Origin of the sequence: Polynucleobacter sp. MG-Unter2-18 (assembly GCF_018687675.1) — a bacterium.
Lineage (GTDB): Bacteria > Pseudomonadota > Gammaproteobacteria > Burkholderiales > Burkholderiaceae > Polynucleobacter.
Genome location: NZ_CP061302.1, coordinates 640,883 through 664,828 on the forward strand (window position 1 = coordinate 640,883; position 23,946 = coordinate 664,828).

General features: G+C 46.6%; 22 protein-coding genes. 18 read left to right on the forward strand and 4 right to left on the reverse strand.

What is annotated here, in order from left to right:
* Positions 1-5: 5 nt before the first annotated feature.
* The 4 genes from C2759_RS03395 (at position 6) to C2759_RS03410 (ending at position 4,577) form a co-directional block, all read left to right on the forward strand.
* Positions 6-1,070, forward strand: coding sequence for a microcin C ABC transporter permease YejB (locus C2759_RS03395; protein ID WP_215356624.1), 1,065 nt, complete (start codon positions 6-8; stop codon positions 1,068-1,070).
* Positions 1,067-2,092 carry an ABC transporter permease gene (locus C2759_RS03400; protein WP_215356278.1) on the forward strand — a complete coding sequence of 342 codons (1,026 nt, stop codon included), beginning with the start codon at positions 1,067-1,069 and terminating at the stop codon, positions 2,090-2,092. Before C2759_RS03395 ends, C2759_RS03400 begins: the two co-directional genes overlap by 4 nt.
* The gene (locus C2759_RS03405; protein WP_215356279.1) at positions 2,089-3,756 is read left to right on the forward strand and encodes an ABC transporter ATP-binding protein; all 1,668 of its coding nucleotides are present in this window, start codon (positions 2,089-2,091) and stop codon (positions 3,754-3,756) included. Before C2759_RS03400 ends, C2759_RS03405 begins: the two co-directional genes overlap by 4 nt.
* Positions 3,757-3,893: 137 nt before the next feature.
* Positions 3,894-4,577 (forward strand): C40 family peptidase, encoded by a 684-nt coding sequence (locus C2759_RS03410; RefSeq protein WP_215356280.1) that lies wholly within the window; start codon positions 3,894-3,896, stop codon positions 4,575-4,577.
* A 19-nt stretch (positions 4,578-4,596) separates the two neighbouring features.
* Here the strand turns inward: C2759_RS03410 and C2759_RS03415 are convergent, their stop codons facing one another.
* The gene (locus C2759_RS03415; protein WP_215356281.1) at positions 4,597-5,511 is read right to left on the reverse strand and encodes a patatin-like phospholipase family protein; all 915 of its coding nucleotides are present in this window, start codon (positions 5,509-5,511) and stop codon (positions 4,597-4,599) included.
* 200 nt (positions 5,512-5,711) lie between these two features.
* Here C2759_RS03415 and scpB point away from each other — a divergent pair, with 200 nt between their 5' ends.
* From scpB to arsH, 14 genes are all read left to right on the forward strand, one after another.
* Positions 5,712-6,437, forward strand: coding sequence for an SMC-Scp complex subunit ScpB (gene scpB, locus C2759_RS03420; protein WP_215356282.1), 726 nt, complete (start codon positions 5,712-5,714; stop codon positions 6,435-6,437).
* Between the two features lie 6 nt (positions 6,438-6,443).
* Complete coding sequence (rluB, locus tag C2759_RS03425) at positions 6,444-8,204, forward strand: 23S rRNA pseudouridine(2605) synthase RluB (RefSeq protein WP_215356283.1); 1,761 nt, start codon at positions 6,444-6,446, stop codon at positions 8,202-8,204.
* Between the two features lie 173 nt (positions 8,205-8,377).
* Positions 8,378-8,869: a ribosome maturation factor RimP gene (gene rimP / locus C2759_RS03430; protein ID WP_046329859.1), complete on the forward strand. Its 492-nt coding sequence runs from the start codon at positions 8,378-8,380 to the stop codon at positions 8,867-8,869.
* Positions 8,866-10,347, forward strand: coding sequence for a transcription termination factor NusA (nusA, locus tag C2759_RS03435; protein WP_046329860.1), 1,482 nt, complete (start codon positions 8,866-8,868; stop codon positions 10,345-10,347). The genes rimP and nusA overlap by 4 nt, the downstream gene beginning before the upstream one ends.
* 13 nt (positions 10,348-10,360) lie before the next feature.
* On the forward strand, positions 10,361-13,138 hold the full coding sequence (gene infB, locus C2759_RS03440; protein WP_215356284.1) for a translation initiation factor IF-2: 2,778 nt from the start codon (positions 10,361-10,363) through the stop codon (positions 13,136-13,138).
* Positions 13,139-13,152: 14 nt separating this feature from the next.
* Entirely contained in the window at positions 13,153-13,521 is a 369-nt protein-coding gene (gene rbfA, locus C2759_RS03445; RefSeq protein ID WP_015420788.1) for a 30S ribosome-binding factor RbfA, read from the forward strand.
* Positions 13,522-13,527: 6 nt separating this feature from the next.
* Complete coding sequence (gene truB / locus C2759_RS03450) at positions 13,528-14,439, forward strand: tRNA pseudouridine(55) synthase TruB (protein ID WP_215356285.1); 912 nt, start codon at positions 13,528-13,530, stop codon at positions 14,437-14,439.
* A 71-nt stretch (positions 14,440-14,510) separates the two neighbouring features.
* Complete coding sequence (gene typA / locus C2759_RS03455) at positions 14,511-16,328, forward strand: translational GTPase TypA (RefSeq protein WP_215356286.1); 1,818 nt, start codon at positions 14,511-14,513, stop codon at positions 16,326-16,328.
* Positions 16,329-16,455: 127 nt separating this feature from the next.
* Positions 16,456-18,819 (forward strand): Tex family protein, encoded by a 2,364-nt coding sequence (locus C2759_RS03460; RefSeq protein WP_215356287.1) that lies wholly within the window; start codon positions 16,456-16,458, stop codon positions 18,817-18,819.
* 60 nt (positions 18,820-18,879) lie between these two features.
* On the forward strand, positions 18,880-19,638 hold the full coding sequence (gene modA / locus C2759_RS03465) for a molybdate ABC transporter substrate-binding protein (RefSeq protein WP_215356288.1): 759 nt from the start codon (positions 18,880-18,882) through the stop codon (positions 19,636-19,638).
* Between the two features lie 37 nt (positions 19,639-19,675).
* On the forward strand, positions 19,676-20,005 hold the full coding sequence (locus tag C2759_RS03470; RefSeq protein ID WP_215356289.1) for a helix-turn-helix transcriptional regulator: 330 nt from the start codon (positions 19,676-19,678) through the stop codon (positions 20,003-20,005).
* Positions 20,002-20,481: an arsenate reductase ArsC gene (locus tag C2759_RS03475; RefSeq protein WP_215356290.1), complete on the forward strand. Its 480-nt coding sequence runs from the start codon at positions 20,002-20,004 to the stop codon at positions 20,479-20,481. The genes C2759_RS03470 and C2759_RS03475 overlap by 4 nt, the downstream gene beginning before the upstream one ends.
* The gene (gene arsB / locus C2759_RS03480) at positions 20,478-21,530 is read left to right on the forward strand and encodes an ACR3 family arsenite efflux transporter (protein ID WP_215356291.1); all 1,053 of its coding nucleotides are present in this window, start codon (positions 20,478-20,480) and stop codon (positions 21,528-21,530) included. The genes C2759_RS03475 and arsB overlap by 4 nt, the downstream gene beginning before the upstream one ends.
* On the forward strand, positions 21,531-22,250 hold the full coding sequence (gene arsH / locus C2759_RS03485) for an arsenical resistance protein ArsH (protein WP_256441205.1): 720 nt from the start codon (positions 21,531-21,533) through the stop codon (positions 22,248-22,250).
* A gap of 12 nt (positions 22,251-22,262) precedes the next feature.
* Here arsH and C2759_RS03490 read toward each other — a convergent pair whose 3' ends face one another.
* The 3 genes from C2759_RS03490 to C2759_RS03500 form a co-directional block, all read right to left on the reverse strand.
* On the reverse strand, positions 22,263-22,499 hold the full coding sequence (locus C2759_RS03490) for a hypothetical protein (protein WP_215356292.1): 237 nt from the start codon (positions 22,497-22,499) through the stop codon (positions 22,263-22,265).
* Between the two features lie 71 nt (positions 22,500-22,570).
* Positions 22,571-22,996: a universal stress protein gene (locus tag C2759_RS03495; RefSeq protein ID WP_215356293.1), complete on the reverse strand. Its 426-nt coding sequence runs from the start codon at positions 22,994-22,996 to the stop codon at positions 22,571-22,573.
* Positions 22,997-23,120: 124 nt separating this feature from the next.
* Entirely contained in the window at positions 23,121-23,894 is a 774-nt protein-coding gene (locus C2759_RS03500; protein ID WP_215356294.1) for a TSUP family transporter, read from the reverse strand.
* Positions 23,895-23,946: the final 52 nt, after the last annotated feature.

Here is a 23,946-nt window from a genome sequence, read left to right on the forward strand (position 1 = left end):
GACAAATGTGGTCATATATTTTCAAGCGTGTGCTCTTGATGATTCCCACCTTGTTAGGTGTCTTAACTCTGACATTTGCTGTGGTGCAATTTGTACCTGGTGGTCCAGTTGAGCAGTTGATATTAGAACTCAAGGGTAAGGGTGATGCCGCAGTCAGTGGAGCGGAGTCCTCTGGTGGTGGAACTAACTATCGTGGCCGCCAAGGAGTGGATGCGGAGCGTTTAGCCGAGGTGAAGGCTTTGTATGGTTTTGATAAGCCGCCAGTAGAGCGCTATTTCATGATGCTAAAGCGTTTTGCACAATTTGATTTGGGTCAGAGCTACTACCAACACCAAAGTGTTTGGCAATTAGTAGTCTCAAAATTACCTGTTTCTATCAGCATTGGTTTGTGGACTTTCTTTCTGACGTATTTGGTATCGATACCCTTGGGTATAGCCAAGGCAGTCAGAGATGGCTCTCGCTTTGATACGGTAACTAGTTCGATGATTTTGGTGGGCTATGCCATTCCAGGTTTTGTACTGGGCGTTTTATTGCTCGTCATTTTCGGTGGCGGCAGTTTCTTGCAGATATTCCCCTTACGAGGGCTAACTTCAGATAATTGGAGTGAGCTCAGCATGATGGGTAAGGTCATGGACTATTTATGGCATTTAGTTTTACCAATTACTGCTTCAGTTTTGGGCAGCTTTGCCGTGATCACCATGCTGACTAAAAACTCCTTCCTAGAGGAGATTCGTAAGCAGTATGTATTAACAGCGAGAGCCAAAGGCCTGACCGAAAAACAAGTGCTGTGGAAACATGTGTTCCGCAATGCGCTTCTTCCCCTGGTGACTGGGTTTCCGGCGGCATTTATTGGCGCTTTCTTTACAGGTTCACTATTGATCGAAACCCTATTTTCCCTAGACGGATTGGGTTTACTTTCCTATGAGTCCGTGATGCGACGTGACTACCCAGTCGTTTTTGGAACACTCTATCTGTTCACATTAATTGGCTTGTTCACGAAGTTAATTTCGGATCTTTGTTACGTCTACATTGACCCGCGCATCCAGTTTGGTGCGGGAGGTGGCTCATGAGTCGCTGGCATCGCTTTAAAAATAGTCGCATGGGTTATGCCAGCCTGTGGATCTTCATGATCCTATTTGGCCTGTCCATGGTTGCAGAGTTGATTGCGAATGACAAACCCCTCATTGTTCGCTACGAGGGGAAATTCTATTTCCCCATTGTGAAGTCACAACCTGAGCGAGTGTTTGGCGGTGACTTTGCGACGCCAACCGATTTCTTAGATCCGGATATTCGCCACAACATTACTAGCAATGGTAATTGGGCAATTTATCCACCCATCCCCTATAGCTATGAAACGCTCAATTACTTCTCAAAAGTGCCTAATCCTGCACCACCATCGCTTGATAACTGGTTAGGCACGGATGATCGTGGGCGCGATGTTTTGTCACGTTTAATTTATGGCTTTCGCTTATCGATTTTGTTTGGATTAGCTCTCACCATAGTTGGTGTCAGTGTGGGCATTCTTACCGGCTCTTTAATGGGATTCTTTGGCGGCAAGTTCGATCTGGTTTCTCAGCGTTTGATTGAGATTTGGTCGGCGATGCCAGAGCTGTATCTACTCATCATCTTTGCCTCTATCTTTAACCCAAGCATTTGGCTGCTGATTATTTTGCTGGCAGCATTTGGTTGGATGGGTTTATCTGACTATGTGCGTGCTGAGTTCTTTCGCAATCGCGCGTTAGAGTACGTTCGTGCAGCCCGAGCATTGGGCTTAACCAATCTTCAAATCATGCGCCGTCATATTTTGCCGAACAGCCTGACGCCCGTGATTACCTTTCTTCCCTTCAGAATGAGTGCGGCGATCTTATCGCTCACGAGTTTAGATTTCCTAGGTTTAGGTGTGCCACCAGGAACGCCGAGTCTGGGTGAGTTGCTCTCTCAGGGAAAAAGTAATTTAGATGCGTGGTGGATTTCACTATCGACCTTTATTGTTTTAGTAGCTACCTTACTCTTACTCACTTTTATGGGTGAGGCTTTGCGTGATGCCTTTGATTCTCGTAAATCTGGCGCGATGAGTGGAGGCCGTTCATGAGTTCCGTGAAAACTGCAGTTCCACTCCTGCGCTATGAAGATTTTTCAATCTCCTTTGGTTCGGGTCGGCGTGAAAAATTTGCCGTGAGCCATCTTGATCTAGAGATTGGTGTGGGCGAGCGAGTTGCGCTGGTTGGAGAGTCTGGTTCAGGTAAGACGCTGACTGCATTGGCGCCACTTCGCCTTGAGCCGGAGGGTGCAAAAACATCTGGTCGAATTTTGTGGAGTGGCAAGAGTACAGATGCTAGCTCTCCACCAGTGAATTTGTTGGATTTGCCTATACAAGCTATTCGTGAAATTCGTGGTCGTGAGATTGCGATGGTTTTTCAGGAGCCGATGACTGCGCTCAACCCTTTGTTTACTATCGGCAATCAGATTGTTGAGGCGGTACAAATTTATGAACCATTGATCACTAAGGCTGATGGGATATCTACGGCAATCGAGTTGCTCAAGAAAACCGGTATTCCCGAACCAGAGAAGCGCTTTCATTCATATCCTCACCAATTATCTGGTGGACAGCGTCAACGCGCCATGATTGCGATGGCATTAGCTTGTAAACCCAGATTACTCATTGCAGATGAGCCAACTACCGCTTTAGACGTCAGCTTGCGTTTGCAGATTTTGGATTTACTTAAAGAGTTGCAAGAAGAGTCTAAGGATCACGGTGGCATGGCAATCCTATTGATCACGCATGATCTGAACTTAGTTAAACATTTTGCTCAGCGCGTTGCAGTTCTCAATCAGGGCAACCTGATGGAAGTGGGACCTACAAAGCAAGTCTTTGAGCATCCAGACAATGCGTATACCAAAGCCTTGGTAAATAGTGAGCCTGTGCGCGATTTAGCGCCAGTAATGCCTTTGGCACCGGTGTTATTAAAAACGGAGAGCTTATCTGTCTCTTATCCAGGTACAGAGTCCACCGCTTGGTTTAAAAAATCTCCGCGTCATCAAGTGCTGCGTAAGGTCGGCTTTGAACTGAAGCAAGGTCAGACTATCGGAGTGATTGGTGAGTCTGGATCAGGTAAGACTACTTTAGGTATGGCGGTTTTAGGCTTGTTAGGTGATTCTGCAGCAGAGATCGCGGGCACAGTAGATATATTAGGCAAGGATTGGCAACAGTTAAAACCACAAGAGCGCCGAGCCATGCGCTCGAGTTTGCAGGTGATTTTTCAAGATCCATTTGGTTCGCTCTCTCCACGCATGAACGTAATGCAAATTGTTTCAGAGGGTTTGGATGTGCACTTTCCGAATTTGTCTGCAGCGGAGCGTGAGTCCCGCGTCCTCGATATTTTGCGAGAGGTAGGAATTGATCGTTCCGCTCTCACGCGTTATCCCCATGAATTCTCTGGTGGTCAGAGGCAGCGAATTGCGATTGCTCGCGCTTTGATTTTGAAGCCGCAGATCTTGGTATTAGACGAGCCAACTTCGGCATTAGATGTATCGATTCAAAAACAGGTGCTCGCTTTGTTGACTGAGCTCCAGAAAAAATACAACTTAGCCTATTTGATGATTAGCCATGATTTGGCGGTCATTCGGGCAATGTCACATGAGGTGATGGTGCTCAAAGGGGGTAGGGTGGTGGAGTTTGGTGATACTGAGACCCTCATTCAGCACCCTCGTCAGACTTACACCAAAGAGCTTTTTGCAGCCGCTGAACTGAGCTAAGAACTGAGTTAAATGGCTCCGCAAGGGCCTAAAGTGGTTTATTTATGCCCCATAATGGCAAATATACTATTAAAAACATAGAGTTATCCCAAGGCTAAGTGCTTGGTGAAATAGGTCTTCTTTGTTAGAATCGAGCGATGTCCCTTAAAAAAGACCTCTTGCCAACGCTGATTAAGCAGTTGCCGATCGCTGCGCTGATTGCAATCATATTGGCTGCTAATCCTGCGCGAGCGGTAGACGCTGTTGCTGATGCTGCAAAAGACGTGCCCGCAGAAGTGGCCAAAGAGACTCCAAAAGAAACTATGTTTCAGGCAGGCAAGTCTTACTTTGCTCGCGTGTCAGATCGTTTGGCAGACTCCGTTACCGGCAAATCAGAAGAATTAATTAACCGCGCTATGGAAGTGATTGGTGTGCGTTATCGCTGGGATGCCGAGTTGCCCCAATCCGGTTTGGACGGCAGTAGTTTTGTTGGCTACGTTTTTAAAGACAAACTGGGTTTTTTATTACCTCGCAAATCGACTCAAATGAGCCGAGTGGGCAAACCCATTACTCGTGAAGAATTACAACCTGGCGATTTAGTGTTCTTTAACACCATGCGTTTAACTTTCTCGCATGTCGGCATTTATGTTGGCGACAATAAATTTATTCATTCCCCATCCAAAGGCACTAGTGTGCGTGTGGACGACCTTGGTAGTCTTTACTGGGACAAGCGCTTTGATGGCGCTCGCCGCTTAGATGGCAGTGACAACTTGGGTGATGCAGAGCGTAAAGAGTTGTTGAATGAAGTGAATAAACTCAAACGCAAATCTCGTAGTCTCTAAGTCTCCAGCTGAAATATTTTCAGCCCTTCAGTCTCTCCTTAATTAGCGCCATTTGCTCCTGTGCGGCAACCTCTCCAGCAAGGATGGCGGCATTTCTGGATTTAAAGTCACCGCTACTCATTTGCTTCAGGTGAGGCGTAATTACAATATCGGCGCTCTTGAGCTCATACTGATTAATACTTCGCTGCATGATGGATATCGTTTGCTGCATAACGCCAAAGGTTCCGCTGGCATCTTGATGAACGGGTTCTGACGAGATGTTGACTGCAATCACTAGTGTTGCGCCCATCTGCCTGGCATAACTTACTGGTACTGGAGCAACTAGGCCGCCGTCAACATATTCTTTACCGCTAATGACTGCTGGCTGGAATACGCCTGGAACACTGCAGGAGGCACGTACCGCTAGACCTGTATTGCCCGAGCGAAACAAAATACCTTTGCCTGATTGCAGTTCAGTTGCCACAATCCCCAAGGGTATGCGCATTTGTTCGATAGACTTATTTTGTACTTCACGATTCACCATATTTTGCAGAGCGTCCCCTTTAATGAGGCCTCCAAACCTTCCGGCAAAGGGGAGCCCCCAGTCGGCTATGGTTGCTTCATCCAGATTTAAGGCTAGCCGATTGAGATCATTTCCGGTGGCGCCAGAGGCAAGTAGTGCCGCAATCACGCTTCCAGCACTACTACCGACCACGATATCGGGCCGAATACCTTGTGCCTCTAATGCTTTGATGACACCCACATGGGCAAAACCTCGAGCGGCACCTGCCCCTAAGACAAGGCCAATGACAGGCTTGCGACTGCCCATTAAGCTACACCCAGTTAGACTTGAGCCTCCAATGAGGGCTCCTAAACCTAAGCCTAAACCAAGAAAACGACGTCTTGTGTCGGCCTCGGGGGATAAAAGAGGGGTTATGGCTGTAATTTCGTGCATATAGCTATTGTATTGAGCCTCCCTTATAATGGCCGAAGGTGAGCGAAAAAGACTTTATTTGAGCGCAGGCAGTTCTCCAATGTGATTTTCGGAGGTCAATTGCCCGTTGTAGCTAAATAGCACCACCAGAACACTGCCAACCCATTACTGAAATACATTTTTATAGTCTCATCAGGTCCTTACCTGATAGCCCGAATTTTATGGATGATCACAATAAACGCGTAATTGAAACAGCTCTCTTGTGCGCGCAAGAACCACTCACAGTTGCTGATATGACGCGCTTATTTGTCGAAGATATTGCTGCCGGCGAAATTGACGATGCTCTTTTAGAACTTCAAAAAGCCTGGGAAGACAAAGGCATGGAGTTAGTCCACATTGCAACAGGTTGGCGCTTTCAGAGCCGCTTGGCAATGCGTGAATATCTTGATCGTTTGACCCCAGAAAAGCCGCCAAAGTATTCTCGTGCGGTGATGGAAACCTTGGCGATTATTGCCTACCGTCAGCCGGTTACTCGTGGCGAGATCGAAGAGATTCGTGGTGTTGCAGTAAGCAGCAATGTGATGAAGCAGTTAGAGGATCGGGGTTGGGTTGAGGTGATTGGTCATAAAGAGACTATTGGCCGCCCAGGTTTATATGCCACTACTAAGCAATTTCTAGACGACTTGAGCCTGACTAATTTACAAAGCTTACCAATGTTGGAAGACGCTGCGCCAATGGCGGCAGCTGCGCAATTAGGTCAGGCGGTAATGGAATTTGATCCTAGCGCTACTGTTGAGACAGTCATTGAGTTAGATGAAAACGGGCAGCCTATCATCCAATTAACAGATGAAGCATTGGTAAACGAAGAATCCATCAGTCAAGAGACAAGTGAAGTAGTAGAAGAAGTTACTCCAGAGTCTGAAGACAAGCCAGACGAACAAAAATAATTATTAATGACAAGTCATAACGAAAACGATTCATCTCCGATTAAACCGACATCGGATAATTCCTCTAGCTCTGAGTCTGCGCCCAATCATTCAGAGGGTGCAAAAGGCGAAGGGCGCGAAGGCGGTCCACGTCGTCCACGCCGTCAGGGTGCGGGTGCTGGCAAGCCATTTAATAAGAAGCGTCCATTTAATAAAGATCGGCCCCGTCGCGAGGGCGAGGGTGGTGGAGCGCGTGAGGGTGCTAATCATGCAGCCGCCAAGCTGGCTCCGAATGCAGCAGAGAGCGAAGCCTTATTTGCTTCAGTAGTCTCTGGAGAATTCGATGCTGCATTAGATGCGCCTGAAGTGCTTGAAGTTAAGAATCCAGATGGTGTGAATGAGAATGAGATTTCTCATCAAACTGGTGCAGAGCGTCGGGCACAACGCGTGCGTCATGACGATGATGCAGATGGGCCTAGCGATGATGAGATGAGCAGTTTGCAATTTGCCAACATCGATGATTTGCCGCTCAGCTTACGTGATGAAGTTTGGTCAGATTTAGATGGCTTGGATGATGAGGCTGACGACGAAGATACTGTCAAGCTGCACAAGGTATTAGCTGATGTCGGCATGGGTTCACGTCGCGATATGGAAGACTTGATTATTCAAGGGCGCGTATCAGTAAATGGATTGCCAGCCCATATTGGTCAGCGCATCGGACCTGCCGATCAAGTACGCATTAACGGCAAGCCAGTGCATCGCAAGATTCAGACTAAGCCACCGCGCGTGATCATGTATCACAAGCCTTCTGGTGAAATCGTTAGTCAGTCTGATCCAGAGGGTCGTCCAACTGTTTTTGATCGTTTGCCAAAGCCACGTCAAGGACGTTGGATTGCGGTTGGGCGTCTGGACTTTAATACTGAAGGGCTATTGCTATTTACAACTTCAGGCGAGTTAGCGAATCGCTTGATGCATCCTCGTTACGGTGTTGAGCGCGAGTACGCTGTCCGTATTTTGGGTGATCTGAGTCAAGAAAATATGACTCAATTAAAGAGCGGCGTTACCTTAGATGATGGCCAAGCCAAATTCTTACGTCTTTCTATGGGTGGTGGGGAAGGTGCAAACCGTTGGTACCACGTTGCTTTGACTGAAGGCCGTAACCGTGAGGTGCGCCGCATGTTTGAAGCAGTCGGACATGTCGTCTCTCGCTTGATTCGTACTCGTTATGGCATTTTCTTATTGCCTCCACGCTTGAGGCGGGGTAAGTGGGAAGAGATTGAAGCCGGCGGTATCTATAACTTAATGAAGTTTGCAGGCTTAAAAATGCCTCAACCCCAAGATAAGGGTCGTAGCCCAAGTTCTGGAGCTCACGGACGAGACCGGAATCCTGCTTCCAACGGAGATTTTCAGCCAGACCCAATGCAAACCTCAGTTTCTTATTGGGGTTCACGGGATGCATTAACCCAGGCTAGCGGTCATGGCGCCTTGACGCATCAAGGTCGAGGTGGCAAACCTGGCGGCGGTGGTTCGAGTGAGGGGCGCGGTCCTTTCCGGGGCCGTACTCAGGGTGGACGTCCAGGCGCAGGCGCACAGGGCGGTCAAGGTGGTGGCCAAGGCGGTCAGGGTCAGAACCGGAATAAAGGTAAGAAAGTCCATCACGGACAGTCTGCTTTTGTAACGGCAAGCCCTCAAAGCCCTGGAAATGGCCCTAAACGAGGGGCACCAAAAGGGCGCAAACCCTTCAATAAAGGCCCTCGAAAACCGCGAAATCCAAGCGAAAGCTTCTGATTTTGATGAGTTTTCCTCTAAATCGGCTATAATTTTGGACTTACAGCAGTTCGCTGCTGTTTTGTGTTGTTACCGACTGATGTTGCGATCAACGTAAGTCGGCCTGTTCTGAATTTCGAGAATATGGGCTTTGAAGCCCATTTTTTTTTGCCGTTTTGGATTGAAGGGTATTTGTGAAGGATCAGCGGATTATTTCTGCGGAGGTAGAAAACCTAGGTTACACGCTAGTCGATATTGAGCGTGAAGCCGGAGGTTTACTGCGCGTCACGATTGAAAACCCGGATTATGAGCGTTTGATTAATGTCCAGGATTGCGAAAAGGTAAGTCATCAACTGAGCTACACCTTGCCAGTTGAAAACATTCCCTTTGAGCGTCTAGAGATTTCTTCTCCTGGTCTAGATCGCCCTGTTAAATCAGCGGCTGATTACGAGCGCTTCTCCGGAATGGAAGTGGATTTGAAATTGCGGGTTGCCGCTGGCGATCGCAAGAAGTTTCGTGGTGTATTGCAAGGTTTGCTGAGTGGTGAGTTGGATTCACCTGATGCGAAATTTGGTTTGTTGTTTGAAGGCGCTGATGGCGCTGAGTCTCAATTGGAGTTTTCTTTAGCCGAGGTCGATAAGACTCGGTTGGTCCCTGTTATTGATTTCAAAGGAAGAAAGTCATGAGCCGAGAAGTTCTCATGTTGGCAGACGCCTTAGCGCGTGAAAAGAACGTAGATCAAGCGATTGTGTTTGAGGCGCTAGAAATGGCGTTGGCATCAGCCACTAAGAAGCGTTATCCGACAGAAGATGTGGATATTCGTGTATCGATTGATCGCGAGTCTGGTGAATACGAAACCTTCCGTCGTTGGTTGGTTGTTCCTGATGAAGCGGGTCTCCAAGAGCCTGATAAGGAAATTCTGCATTTCGAAGCCCTCGAGCAATTTCCGGATATGGAAGTTGGTGAATACATCGAAGAACAAATTGAGTCTTTAGCCTTTGGCCGTATTGGCGCACAAGCTGCTAAGCAAGTGATCTTGCAACGCATTCGGGATGCTGAGCGTGAGCAGATTCTGAACGACTACCTTGAGCGTGGCGAAAAAGTCATGACCGGCACTGTAAAGCGTGCCGACAAAAATGGTTTGATTATTGAGTCTGGTCGCGTTGAAGCCTTGCTGCGTCGCGATCAAATGATTCCAAAAGAGAATCTGCGTTCTGGCGACCGTGTTCGTGCTTACATCCTCAAAGTGGATCGTGAAGCCCGTGGCCCACAGATTGAGCTCTCACGTACCTGCCCAGATTTCTTGATCAAATTATTTGAGAACGAAGTTCCAGAAATGGAACAAGGTTTATTGGAGATTAAGGGTGCAGCACGTGATCCTGGTATCCGCGCAAAGATTGCTGTGATTACTTATGACAAGCGTATCGATCCAATCGGTACCTGCGTTGGCGTTCGTGGCACACGTGTTACTGCAGTGCGTAACGAGGTGGCTGGTGAGGCAGTGGATATTGTGTTGTGGTCTGAAGATCCAGCGCAGTTTGTGATTGGTGCCTTAGCTCCAGCGCAAGTATCTTCTATCGTGGTTGACGAAGAGCGTCATGCGATGGACGTAGTGGTTGATGAAGAGAACTTGGCAATTGCAATTGGCCGCAGTGGACAGAACGTTCGCTTGGCTAGTGAATTGACTGGTTGGCAGATCAACATCATGACTCCAGAAGAATCTGCTGAGAAAACTGAAAAAGAAGCTGCTTCTGTACGCCAATTGTTCATGGATAAATTGGACGTTGACCAAGAAGTTGCTGATATCTTGATCGAAGAAGGTTTCAACACATTGGAAGAGGTTGCTTATGTACCCCTTTCTGAAATGTTAGAAATTGATTCTTTTGATGAAGATACCGTAAACGAATTGCGTACTCGTGCGCGCGACTCTCTCTTGACTATGGAATTAGCTAAAGAAGAGCGTGTTGGCGAAGTCTCACAAGATTTACGTTCCCTTGAGGGAATGACCACTGAATTGGTTGCAAAGCTTGCTGACAATCAAGTTCATACCCGTGACGACTTAGCTGAACTAGCTGTTGATGAGCTAGTTGAGGCGACACAAATTGACGAAGAAACCGCGAAAACGCTCATCATGAAAGCGCGCGAACATTGGTTTACTTCATGAGAGGAAGTAGTGCATGGCAACAACAGTAAAAGTACTCGCTAAAGAATTAAAACGTACCGCGCCAGACCTTCTGGAGCAATTGAAGGCGGCCGGTATCGAAAAAGGTTCTGAGGACGACAGCATTACCGAAAAGGACAAGACTGTCCTGCTTGAGCATTTGCAGAAAGAGCATGGCAGTGCTGATACAGGTAGTCGTAAAAAGATTACTTTAATCAAGCGCGAAAACTCTGAGATTCGTCAGGCAGATTCTGCTGGGCGCACTCGCACCGTTCAGGTTGAGGTTCGTAAAAAGCGCGTGCTCGTTAAGGCCGGAGAAAAAGCTCCTGAAGAGACTCCAGCCCCAGCGGCCAAGGAAGTTTCTCCTCCGGCATCTGCTAAGCCCATTCTTTCTGCTGAAGAGCTAGAAAAACGCGCAGCTGAAGCTACTCGTCAAGCCGAGTTGTTAGCTCGTCAAGAAGCTGAAATGAAAGCTGCAGAAGATGCTCGCCAAAAAGAAGCTGATGCGGCAGCGGCTGCAAGTGTGGCTGAGTCAGCGATTGAGAAATCCTCCAAATCGGATGGAGATGCAGCGGTAGCTAAAGCTGCGGAAAAGAAAGCGCAAGCTGACAAGGCTGCTAAGGACATCGCTGATGCCAATAAGGCTCAGTTAGCGGATATTACAAAACGTCGTGCCGCTGCTGAAGCTGAAGCTCTAGCGATTCGCGACATGATGAGTACGCCTGCACGTGTTCTCAAAGCGCCAAGTGAAATTGCTACTGAAGAAGCTAAAAAAGGCACTTTGCATAAACCTGCCAAGGTTGAAGGTGCTGACGATAAGAAAAAAGCAGTTGCTAAAGTTGGTGGTAAGACAATTAAGTCTGCAGAGACTTCATCTACTTGGCAAGAAGAGGGTGCCAAGAAACCGGGCGGCCTTAAAACTCGTGGTGACAGCTCTGGTGGTGTGGGTGGTTGGCGTTCGGGCGGTGGCAGAAGAAAGCAACGTCAAATTGCTGAAGCCAATGTCGATACCAATTTCCAGGTACCTACGGAAGCTATTGTTCGTGATGTCAATGTTCCAGAAACCATTACTGTTGCCGAATTAGCTCACGCCATGGCCGTGAAGAGTGCTGAAGTGATTAAGCTCTTGATGGGTATGGGTCAGATGGTCACGATTAACCAGATCTTGGATCAAGATACGGCAATGATCATCGTTGAGGAAATGGGCCACACAGCACATGCTGCCAAATTAGATGACCCCGATTTAGATTTGGGTACAGCTGGTCACGATGCGGAGTTATTGCCACGTCCACCAGTAGTCACAGTGATGGGTCACGTTGACCACGGTAAAACATCTTTGCTCGATAAGATTCGTGCGGCTAAGGTTGCTACTGGCGAAGCTGGTGGCATTACTCAGCACATTGGCGCTTATCACGTCGAAACCCCACGCGGCATGATTACCTTCCTCGATACTCCGGGTCACGAAGCCTTTACGGCTATGCGTGCTCGCGGTGCTAAGGCAACGGATATCGTGATCTTAGTAGTTGCGGCAGATGATGGTGTGATGCCACAAACCAGGGAAGCGATTCACCATGCTCAAGCAGCGGGTGTTCCTATCGTTGTGGCAATCAATAAGATTGATAAGCCTGAGGCTAATTTAGAGCGCGTCAAAACTGAGTTGGTAGCAGAGCAAGTAGTTCCCGAGGAATACGGCGGCGATGTGCCATTCATTGGTGTTTCTGCCAAAACAGGCGACGGTATCGATGCATTACTCGAGAACGTACTCTTACAAGCCGAGGTTTTAGAGCTCAAAGCAGCGCAAGAAGCTCCAGCTCAAGGTCTAGTGATTGAGGCGCGTTTAGATAAAGGACGTGGTCCAGTTGCTACTGTTCTTGTTCAATCTGGAACGCTGAAGCGTGGTGATATGTTGCTGGCCGGCTCAACCTATGGTCGTGTTCGTGCGATGTTGGATGAAAACGGTAAGCCATGTAATGAAGCTGGCCCATCTATCCCCGTAGAGATTCAAGGTTTATCTGAGGTCCCTGCGGCTGGTGAATCAGTGCAAGTAGTCCCTGACGAGCGTAAAGCACGCGAGATCGCACTGTTCCGTCAAGGCAAGTTCCGTGATGTGAAGTTAGCCAAACAGCAAGCATTCAAACTTGAAACCATGATGGAAAACATGGAAGAGGGCGCGATAGAAGCTAAGTTGTTGCCGCTGATCATTAAGGCAGACGTACAAGGTTCCCAAGAAGCATTGTCACAGTCATTGCAAAAGCTCTCTACTGTAGAGGTGAAGGTTCAAATCGTTCATGCAGCAGTGGGTGGCATTACTGAAACTGACGTGAACTTAGCAGTTGCTTCTAAGGCAGTCATTATTGGCTTTAACTCTCGCGCGGATGGTGCGGCGCGTAAGTTGGCTGAGAATAATGGCGTGGATATTCGTTATCACAACATTATTTATGACGCAGTTGATGAAGTGAAGGCAGCCTTGAGCGGTATGTTGACACCAGATAAGAAAGAAGAAATCACCGGTATGGTGGAGATTCGTCAAGTCTTCTTGGTATCTAAAGTTGGCGCGATTGCAGGTTGCTTGGTGCTCGATGGTGTTGTCAAGCGTAACTCTAGTGTTCGTCTCTTGCGTGAAAACGTCGTTATCTGGAGTGGTGAGTTAGATTCTCTCAAGCGCTTTAAAGATGATGCAAAAGAAGTTCGTGCCGGTGTTGAGTGTGGCTTGTCATTAAAAGGCTACAACGACATTAAAGAGGGTGATCAACTGGAAGCATTTGAAGTGACTGAAGTCGCTAGAACGCTTTAAGAGCTACCCAGTTAATGCATAAAACTAGCCCTCATCGTAACCAGCGTCTCGCCGATCAAATTCAGCGAGACCTGGCCGAGCTCATTCCTCGTGAATTGCGTAGCCCGAGTCTAGGTTTGATTACTTTACAAAGTATTGAACTGACGCCAGATCTGGCACACGCAAAAGTCTTCTTTACTGTTTTAGGCGCTGAGCCTGAGGTGGCATTGAAGGCACTCCAGGATAAAGCGGGTTATTTACATTCCTTATTATTTAAGCGTTTGCATATTCATACTGTGCCAACCCTGCATTTTCACTATGACAGTTCAGTTGAGCATGGCATTGAAATGTCTCGCTTAATTGATCAGGCAGTGGATAGTGATCGCAAAGACGAGAACGCGTAAATAGCTATGTCTGTACGTATCGATGGCGTTGTCTTGCTTGATAAACCTGCTGGCATGAGCTCGCAAGGAGCTGTTACTGCTGTGAAGCGTGCATTTAATGCGGAAAAAGCTGGTCATACAGGTACATTGGATCCAATGGCTACAGGCCTACTACCTATTTGTTTGGGTGAGGCAACGAAATACTCTCAGGATTTATTGGAAGCCAATAAGACTTACATCGCCCAAGTGAAATTTGGTCAGCGTACTGATACTGGCGATGCTGAAGGCCTCATCATAGAAGAGTTGCCGCTCCCAGTATTTGCTGATGAAGTTGCACTGAAGCTGGCCTTAGAGTCATTGCTACCAGCATTTACTGGCCCCATTAGTCAGGTTCCACCAATGTATTCTGCGCTTAAGCGCGATGGTAAGCCTTTATATGAATATGCTCGTGCTGGTGTTGAGTTAGAGCGTGCTCTACGAAATATTACGATTCATGCGATTCGTTGGACCAATATCAATTGGCCTGAAGCTACTCTAGAAGTCAGCTGTAGTAAAGGTACTTACATCCGCGTCTTGGCAGAGGATATTGGCAAAGCTTTGGGTTGTGGTGCGCATTTGGTTGGCTTGCGCCGCACTGAAGTAGGTCACCTCACTTTAGAGCAGTCTTTCACAATCGAATCCATTCAGAAAGGCTTGCAAGAAAGCTCAAGCTATATCTTGCCAGTCGATGCACTCTTGCAAACCTTGCCGCATCTCACGGTAGATGAGCAGCAGGCAAAACGTTTAGAGATGGGTCAACGAGTCCCACTCAATTTAACCTCGATAGAGGCGCTAGTACGCATCTATCGCGCAACTGCTGCTCCCCACAACTTTATCGGTACTGGAGATTGGCGCTCAGGGGTATTGCATCCCAAGCGGTTAATTTCTTCTGCCCATTAAATCATTTTGACTTATTTGTTTATTAACCTTAATTAACCCGAATTTCATATTCTTAACTTTAGAAGCTTCACATGACTAAACGCGCACTTCGTAATATCGCCATCATCGCCCACGTTGACCACGGTAAAACTACTTTGGTTGACCAACTCTTACGCCAATCTGGCACATTCCGCTCAAATGAAAAAATGACCGAACGTGTCATGGACTCAAATGACTTAGAAAAAGAGCGTGGCATTACTATTTTGTCCAAGAACTGTGCGGTTGAATATGACGGTACACACATCAACATCGTAGACACACCAGGACACGCCGACTTCGGTGGTGAAGTAGAGCGCGTGCTCTCCATGGTTGACGGTGTTTTGCTTTTGGTTGATGCGGTTGAAGGCCCAATGCCACAAACTCGCTTCGTAACCAAGAAAGCCTTAGCTCTTGGATTAAAGCCTATCGTGGTGATTAACAAGGTTGACCGTCCAGGCGCACGTTGTGACTACGTAATTAACGCCACTTTTGAATTGTTTGATAAGTTAGGCGCTACGGAAGAGCAGCTAGATTTCCCAATCATCTATGCATCAGGCTTAAACGGCTATGCAGGCACAACGGAAGATGTCCGTGAAGGTGATATGCGTCCATTATTTGACGCTGTTCTGAAATATGTACCTGTGCGTGATGATGATCCAGATGGTCCTTTGCAATTCCAGATTTCTTCTATCGACTACAACAGCTATGTCGGTAAGATTGGTGTTGGCCGTATTAGCCGTGGACGTGTGAAGTCAGGCATGGAAGTGGTCTGTATGAACGGTCCTGATGGCGTGCCATTTAAAGGCCGTATTAACCAAGTATTGAAATTTAAAGGTTTGGAGCGTGAAATCGTTGACGAGGCATTTGCAGGCGATATTGCGCTCATCAACGGTATTGAAGAGTTGGCGATTGGTACAACAGTTTGCGCGGTTGATAAACCAGATCCATTGCCAATGCTCAAGATTGATGAGCCTACTTTAACCATGAACTTCATGGTGAATACCAGCCCATTAGCTGGTCGTGAAGGCAAGTTTGTAACTAGCCGCCAAATTCGCGAGCGTCTTGATCGTGAGTTGAAAGCCAATATGGCTTTGCGCGTTAAAGAAACTGATGATGACACCGTATTTGAAGTATCAGGCCGTGGCGAGTTGCATTTGACTATTTTGGTTGAAACCATGCGTCGTGAAGGTTACGAGATGGCAGTTTCCCGTCCTCGCGTTGTCTTCCACGAAGAGAATGGCGTCAAGATGGAGCCGTACGAGAACTTAACGGTTGACGTAGAAGATGCTACTCAAGGTTCTGTGATGGAAGACTTGGGTAAGCGTAAGGGCGAGTTACAAGATATGGTGAGTGACGGAAAAGGTCGTACCCGTCTTGAGTACCGTATTCCTGCGCGTGGCCTGATTGGCTTCCAAGGCGATTTCATGACCATGACTCGCGGTAACGGCTTGATGAGTCATACATTTGATTCTTATGCCCCAGCTAAAGACGGCATCTTGGGCGAGCGTCACAACGGTGTATTGATTAGCCAAGATGATGGCGAAGCCGTTGCTTATGCTATTTGGAAACTACAAGACCGTGGTCGTATGTTTGTAAAGCATGGCGATCCTGTTTATGAAGGCATGGTGATTGGTATTCATAGTCGCGATAATGACTTAGTTGTGAACCCAATTAAAGGTAAGCAATTAACTAACGTACGTTCCTCAGGTACTGATGAAGCGGTTCGTTTGGTGACACCAATCGACTTGACTTTGGAATACGCTGTTGAATTCATTAGCGATGATGAGTTGGTTGAAGTAACGCCGAAAAGCGTTCGAATCCGTAAGCGTTATCTGAAAGAGCATGACCGTAAGAAAGCTTCCCGCGAGTAATTTCGCGAAGTTGCTACACTGAGGCGCTTTAATCAGTCATCTAGTTAGTTAATAAGAGTCACCTTTGGGTGGCTCTTATTTTTACTCCAATGCAATATTCTCAAAACCTTAGTAAATTAATCATTTCATGCTGCCATCAATCGAACAACGCCTTGCCCAAGAGTTATCCGCTAAACCTGCACAAGTGGCTGCTGCCATTGCATTAATGGATGAGGGTGCAACAGTTCCCTTTATTGCACGTTATCGCAAAGAAGCAACTGGCGGTCTGGACGATACTCAGTTACGTTTATTAGAAGATCGACTCGGTTATTTACGAGAGTTGGAAGAACGTCGCAAAGCAATTGTTGCGTCGATTGAAGAGCAAGGCAAGATGACCCCAGAGTTACTCAAAGCCATCATGTTGGCAGAAGATAAGACCCGCTTAGAGGATCTCTATCTCCCTTATAAGCTCAAGCGTCGCACCAAGGCACAAATCGCTTTGGAGGCTGGACTAGAGCCTTTGGCTAATGACTTATTGACTAACCCCATGTTGGATCCAGAAGTGGAAGCAGCCAAATACCTCAAAGAAGCATTTACATCCGATCAGGGTGATAACCCTGGTGTGGTTGATACCAAGGCCGCCCTTGAAGGTGCACGTCAGATTTTGATGGAGCGCTTTGCTGAAGATGCCGGGCTGGTGCAATCACTTAGAACGTATTTGCAAGAGCATGGCGTTGTGGAATCTAAAGTCATTGCCGGTAAAGAGCAAGAGGGCGAGAAATTCTCGGACTACTTCGATTACTCAGAGCCTATCTCGGCAATTCCGTCGCATCGCGCTTTGGCATTATTTAGAGGTCGTCGTGAGCAAATGCTCATGGTTAACTTGCGTCTAGACACTGAAGAAGAAAAACCCAAATGGGACGCACCACACAATCCTTGCGAATCCCGTATTGCCAATCAGTTCAAGATTAAAAACGAAGGCCGCCCTGCCGATCAGTGGCTCGCAGAGACCGTGCGTTGGACTTGGCGTATCAAGTGCTCCATGCACTTGGAATCTGAGTTGATGAGTTCCTTGCGTGAACGCTCTGAAGCGGAGGCGATTAATGTCTTTTCACGTAATCTCAAGGCTTTACTGTCGGCTGCACCTGCAGGACCAAAGGTTACTATTGGCCTTGATCCCGGCATGAGAACCGGTGTCAAAGTTGCAGTAGTAGATGCGACAGGTAAGGTGGTGGATACCGATGTGATTTATCCCCACCAACCTAAGAATGATTGGGATGGCTCACTGCATAAGCTGGCTAAATTAGCTGAGAAACATCAGGCTAACTTAATCTCGATCGGCAACGGTACAGCCTCACGTGAGACTGATAAATTGGCGCAAGATTTAATCAAAGCTAAACCCGAACTCAAGCTGATCAAGATTGTAGTTTCTGAAGCGGGGGCATCGGTTTACTCTGCCTCTGAGTACGCCTCAAAAGAATTGCCTGGCATGGATGTATCTTTACGTGGAGCGGTATCGATTGCTAGAAGGTTGCAGGATCCTCTGGCCGAGCTGGTGAAGATTGATCCCAAGTCCATTGGGGTGGGCCAATATCAGCACGATGTGATGCAGACTCAGTTAGCCAAGTCATTAGTGGCAGTAGTGGAAGATTGCGTCAATGCGGTCGGTGTTGACGTGAATACGGCATCTGCACCCTTATTGGCAAGAGTCTCAGGTTTGAGTAGTACGGTTGCTGAAGGTATCGTGACTTATCGAGACAGCCATGGTGCTTTTCAGACACGGGCAGACTTGCGTAGCGTGCCACGCTTAGGAGATAAGACTTTTGAGCAGGCGGCTGGTTTCTTGCGCATTATGAATGGCAAAGATCCTTTGGATGCCTCTGCTGTCCACCCAGAATCTTATCCTTTGGTGGAGAAGATTCTGAAAGACATCAAGAAGGGCGTCAAAGAAGTCATTGGCGATATCGCAATACTCAAGGGGCTGAATCCAGAAAAGTATGCCGATGAGAAGTTTGGTCTTCCTACAGTTACCGACATCATTAAGGAATTAGAAAAACCTGGACGCGATCCGCGTCCGGAGTTCACTACAGCGACATTTAAAGATGGTGTCGAAAAAATCAGCGATCTTAAGGTAGATATGATCTTAGAAGGCGTTGTCACGAACGTGGCAGCCTTCGGTGCTTTTGTTGATATTGGTGTTCATCAGGATGGCTTAGTGCATATCTCCGCATTGGCCAATACCTTTGTAAAAGATCCACACACGGTAGTCAAAGCAGGGCAGGTTGTGAAGGTTAAAGTGTTGGAGATAGATGAGAAACGCAAGCGGATTGCACTAACCATGAGACTCTCTGATGAAGCGCCTAAAGTGTCGGCAGGCTCAAAGCCTGAGCAAAGGGCAAATAGACCTGGCATTTCAAGAGCCCCAGAAGCTAGAAGACCGCAGGAAGATAGAAGATCTGCGCCTCCAATGAATAATGCAATGGCTGATGCCTTACGAAAGCTTAAGGGTTAAAAAATCATTAAACTTTAATAATGGAATGCACCAAACTATAGGTATAGAGATATCAGCTAAATGAATCCGATCAAATATGTTCTTCTGACTTTTTTGGCTTTGTATGTCTCCGCATCTTTAGCTCAAACAGCGCCAACAGTAGCTGCAGCCTCAGATCTCAAGTTTGCTCTGGAAGAAATTGCCGCTAACTATAAGGTCGATAAGGGGCAAGAGGTGAGGCTGGTATTTGGTTCATCTGGAGTGCTCTGGCAGCAAGTCAAAAACGGAGCCCCCTTTGGCTTGCTGATGTCTGCAGATGAAGCGTATATCGATGACTTGTATAAAAATGGCTTAACGATAGACCAGGGAAGTCTTTACGCTATCGGCAGAATAGCTCTCTTGCAGAAAAAGGGGGGTTCAATCAAACTTGGCACAGATAAAGATGGTTTGATTAAAGCGATGACACAAGCAAAGAAAATTGCTATAGCCAACCCAGAGCACGCTCCTTACGGCAGGGCTGCAAAAGAATATCTCACTACCATTGGAGTTTGGGATTTAGCTCAGCCTAAGCTGGTGTTTGGGGAAAACATTTCTCAAGCAACCATGTTTGCCTTAACCGGCTCAGCAGATTTTGCAATTGCAGCTCTATCCTTAGCGATATCACCTCAAGTACAAGTTCAATCTACTTATGTCTTAATACCGGATCACTTGCATAAGCCCTTAAGGCAAAAGATGGCCTTGATCAAAAATAACTCATCTAGCGCTAAAGATTTTTATCAATACTTACAAGAGCCTAAGTCACGGCAAATCATGAGTAGGTATGGCTTTACTGCTCCCTAGTCATCTATTTGTAATATAGTTCGATTATTATCGAATTATGAAAAATACCGAAGCTATTGTGGCATTCATTGCCCTAGGGCAAGAATCCCGATTAAACGTCTATCGCCTGATTGTTCAAAAGGGCGATCAGGGTTTATTACCCTCGCAAATCCATGAAATGTTGGGTATCCCCAATGCAACATTAAGTTTCCATTTAAAAGAACTCTATCAAGCGAATCTCATTACTGTCGAGCGCCAAGGTCGCAATTTGATCTATAGACCTAACCCGGGAATGGTTGAAGATCTCAGTCAATTCCTGTTGGCTAACTGCTGTGGCGGTAAGCCCTGTAAAACCACAAAAACCGTCAAAAAGGTAAAAGCCAAATGAAACAGTACAACATCCTTTTCTTATGCACTCACAACTCTGCTCGTTCAGTACTGGGTGAGGCTTTAGCATCTACACACCCAAGTGGAAAATTTATCGGGTATTCAGCGGGTTCCACCCCGGGTACAAGCGTGAATCCTATTGCTGCTGAGATTGCAGAAGAGTTGGGCATGGACCGTACTCTTTTGAGATCGAAGAGTTGGGATGAGTTTGGTTTAGTAGACTCGCCAAAGATGGATTTTATTGTGACGGTTTGCGATAACGCTGCTGGTGAAGTGTGTCCATTTTGGCCAGGTCAGCCTGCGACAGCGCATTGGGGATTCCCTGATCCATCCCAAGTGCAAGGTACTGATTTAGAAAAAAAGGCGGCATTTAATGAGGTGAAGAATGGCCTTAAAAGACGTTTAGATATTTTGGCTGCAATGCCGTTAGAAAAGCTCGATTCTATGAGTCTTAAAGAAATTCATAGCAAAGCATGAGCTCGATCACTAAAAAACTCTCCTTCCTGGATCGCTATTTAACGGTCTGGATCTTTGCAGCAATGGCCTTAGGCATCGCCTTGGGCTACTTTATTCCTGATGTAGAAAGCTTTATTAATTACTTTCAAGTCGGAACCACTAATCTCCCAATTGCCATTGGTTTGATATTAATGATGTATCCACCGTTTGCCAAGGTGCGTTACGAAGATCTGCCTGATGTTTTCAAAGATAAGCGTATCTTTCTGATCTCGCTATTGATGAACTGGATCATTGCGCCAACTTTAATGTTCTTTTTAGCGATTACTTTTGTACCAGATCAGCCTGAGTACATGGCAGGCCTCATCTTGATTGGAATCGCACCTTGTGTTGCGATGGTGATTATTTGGAACGACCTAGCTAAAGGTTCTACTGAATACGCTGCTGGTCTAGTGGCATTTAATGCTATTTTTCAGGTGCTGTTCTTTAGTGTCTACGCCTATTTCTTTCTCACTGTCTTGCCTCCTTACTTTGGACTTGTTGGATCCAGTGTCAGCATAGGCATGGGTCAGATTGCGCAGAGTGTATTCGTCTATTTGGGCATTCCCTGTATCGCCGGAATATTGACTAGGGTAGTGATGCTCAAGTTCATGACTAAGGCGCATTATCATGAGCATGTTGTGCCTCGTATTGGTAAGCTTACCTTGATCGCCTTACTCTTTACCATCGTTGTGATGTTTAGTCTCAAGGGCGGTGTTATGTTGACGCTCCCGATGGATGTCCTTACCATCGCCGTTCCGTTGCTGATTTTCTTTCTGATCATGTTTTTGCTGACATTTTTTGTCACTGGCAAGATGGGGATCGACTACAAGCGTTGCTGCACGCTCTCATTTACAGCTTCGAGTAACAACTTTGAGTTGGCTATTGCAGTAGCAATTGCAGTATTCGGAATCAATTCTGGAGCAGCATTTGCAGCGGTGATAGGCCCTCTAGTAGAGGTGCCCATCATGGTAGGCTTAGTTACTGTAGCGCTGTGGTTTAAAGCAAAGTTCTTTATAAAGGATCCGACCTAAGTGTTCGAGTCTCCACTGCAATTCCCAGCTTTAGCTGAGGATCTTTTCCAGATCCCTGACATTGAAAAATTGAGCATCCAATCTGGTGATCATGCGCCAAGATTTTTAATGCTCTATGGTTCACTGCGTGAGAGATCCTATAGCCGACTTCTCACTTTCGAAGCAGCTAGATTGCTAATGGCCATGGGTGGAGAAGTAAAAATATTTGACCCTACTGGACTGCCTTTAGTCGATAGCGTGCCTGATACTCATCCAAAGATCCAAGAGTTACGTCAATTAGCTTTATGGGCAGAGGGCATGGTTTGGACTTCGCCAGAGCGGCATGGGGCTATGACAGGCCTCTTAAAAACGCAGATTGATTGGATTCCATTGGCAGATGGTGCTGTCAGACCAACCCAAGGTAAAACTTTGGCTGTGATGCAGGTGTGTGGCGGATCACAATCTTTTAATGCTGTTAATCAAATGCGCATCTTGGGTCGTTGGATGAGGATGGTTACTATCCCGAATCAATCTTCGGTTGCCAAAGCTTTTACAGAATTTGAGGAGGATGGGCGCATGAAGCCTTCCTCTTTCTATGATCGCGTAGTGGACGTGATGGAGGAGCTCTACAAGTTCACATTACTCACTCGTGGAATTAGTGAGTACCTAACCGATCGCTACAGCGAGCGAAAAGAATCTGCCGAGGAGTTATCTCAACGGGTAAATCAGCGCTCACTTTAATTGGCTAGTACATTAGGCCCTGTAAGGCCCTACCAAACTCTCCAAGCCAAATGCATCATTCGCATGTCTGAGTTGTTCAATTGACTCCCTGAGCACTTTCACTTCTTTGCATTTCAGTTTTTGTAGTTTCTTGCGATCCATTCCATAGGTATCTACTAGGTAACGAATCCTAGATAGGCATATTTGTAGACGAATAAGCCAGTAGATGGCAAATATTCCTGGTGCGAATAGAAGCAGCAAAATACTCATTTAAGTATCCATAAAAAAGGCCGTCACATAGACGGCCGATTAAAGTTAATCCGGTGATTAACCTTTAATGCTTACTTAATCAGCAAGACAGCTTGCTTTGCAGTATTGCCTACTCTCTGTGCAACTGAGCCCATCATGGCATCAACAATACCACTGCGACCTTTTGAGCCCATGACGATCAGATCAAACTTTTCTTTATTAGCGAGTGCAATAATTTCGTTGGCAATGTTACCGCGCTTAATGACCATACTGTGTTTTACACCAGCCGTATCTAATACCTTTTGGGCCCCCTTGAGTTCTTTCTCGCTCACTTCACGGAGGTAATCATCAATGACGCTATTTGCCACAAATTGCTTCACATGACCAAGGCCAATATCATCATGAACACTAATTAATGTCACCGTGCACTTGCTGCTCAATTGCTTAGTTAATTTTGCAACATACTTAGCTGCATTGAGCGCAGATTTTGAGCCATCAACTGGTAATAAAATTTTCATAACACCCTCATTTGTAATAAATAAACTAACGCTACATATACTTAATTTACTCTTTATGTCCCTATAAATCCACAAAGTATTTCCAATATCCTACTAATTAGCGCATCTATTTCTTATAAAAGATTTACTTCAAGAAGGCGTCATAGAAGGTTTTGATGATGAGTATAGTGACCAAAATGAAGAAGCCCTTACGAATAAAGGAGTTGCCGTGCTTGATCGCAATCCTGGTGCCAATTTGACCGCCCACCAGATTTGCGCTGGCCATAAGTAAGCCGAGTTTCCAGTCAAAGTAACCTAGATAAAAAAATACGCAGAGCGCACCTAGATTGGAAGCAATATTGAGGTACTTGGCAGGTGCTGCAGAACGCAAAAAATCAAATCCCAAAACACGGGTGTAAAAGAGTTTATAAAAGGCTCCAGCTCCAGGCCCGAGGAAGCCATCATAAAAACCAATGATGCCGGCGCCAGTCGAGGCGATGGCTTTTTGTTTATGGTGATTGTGTTTGGGGGCGTGAACTAGGCCCGCGTTGGATTTGATATTGAAAATCAGTAGTGCTAGCAATAAAAATGGCAGGGCGCCTCTAAGCCACTCTGTTGGTATGCGAGTAACGAGGTAAGCCCCTGCAACTGAGGCAAAAAAAGCAAAGGTAGAAGAGATGATCACCAAGCCCCAGGGGCTTTTATTAACTCGACTGTACTGAATAGCTGAACCAATTGTGCCTACGATAGAGCCAAACTTATTGACTGAGAGTAGCGTGGCTGGCGGAAAGCCCGGTAGGGCTGCAAACAGTGCTGGGACCTGAATCATCCCTCCGCCACCAATAATGGAGTCGACCAATCCCGCAAATAATGCGAGGGAAAATAATAAGCCAAGGTCAAATGCAGAGAGTTCAAGCATGCTGTCTATTCACATTCTAGTTCTAATAGGTGCTACCGCCCCATTTTAGATG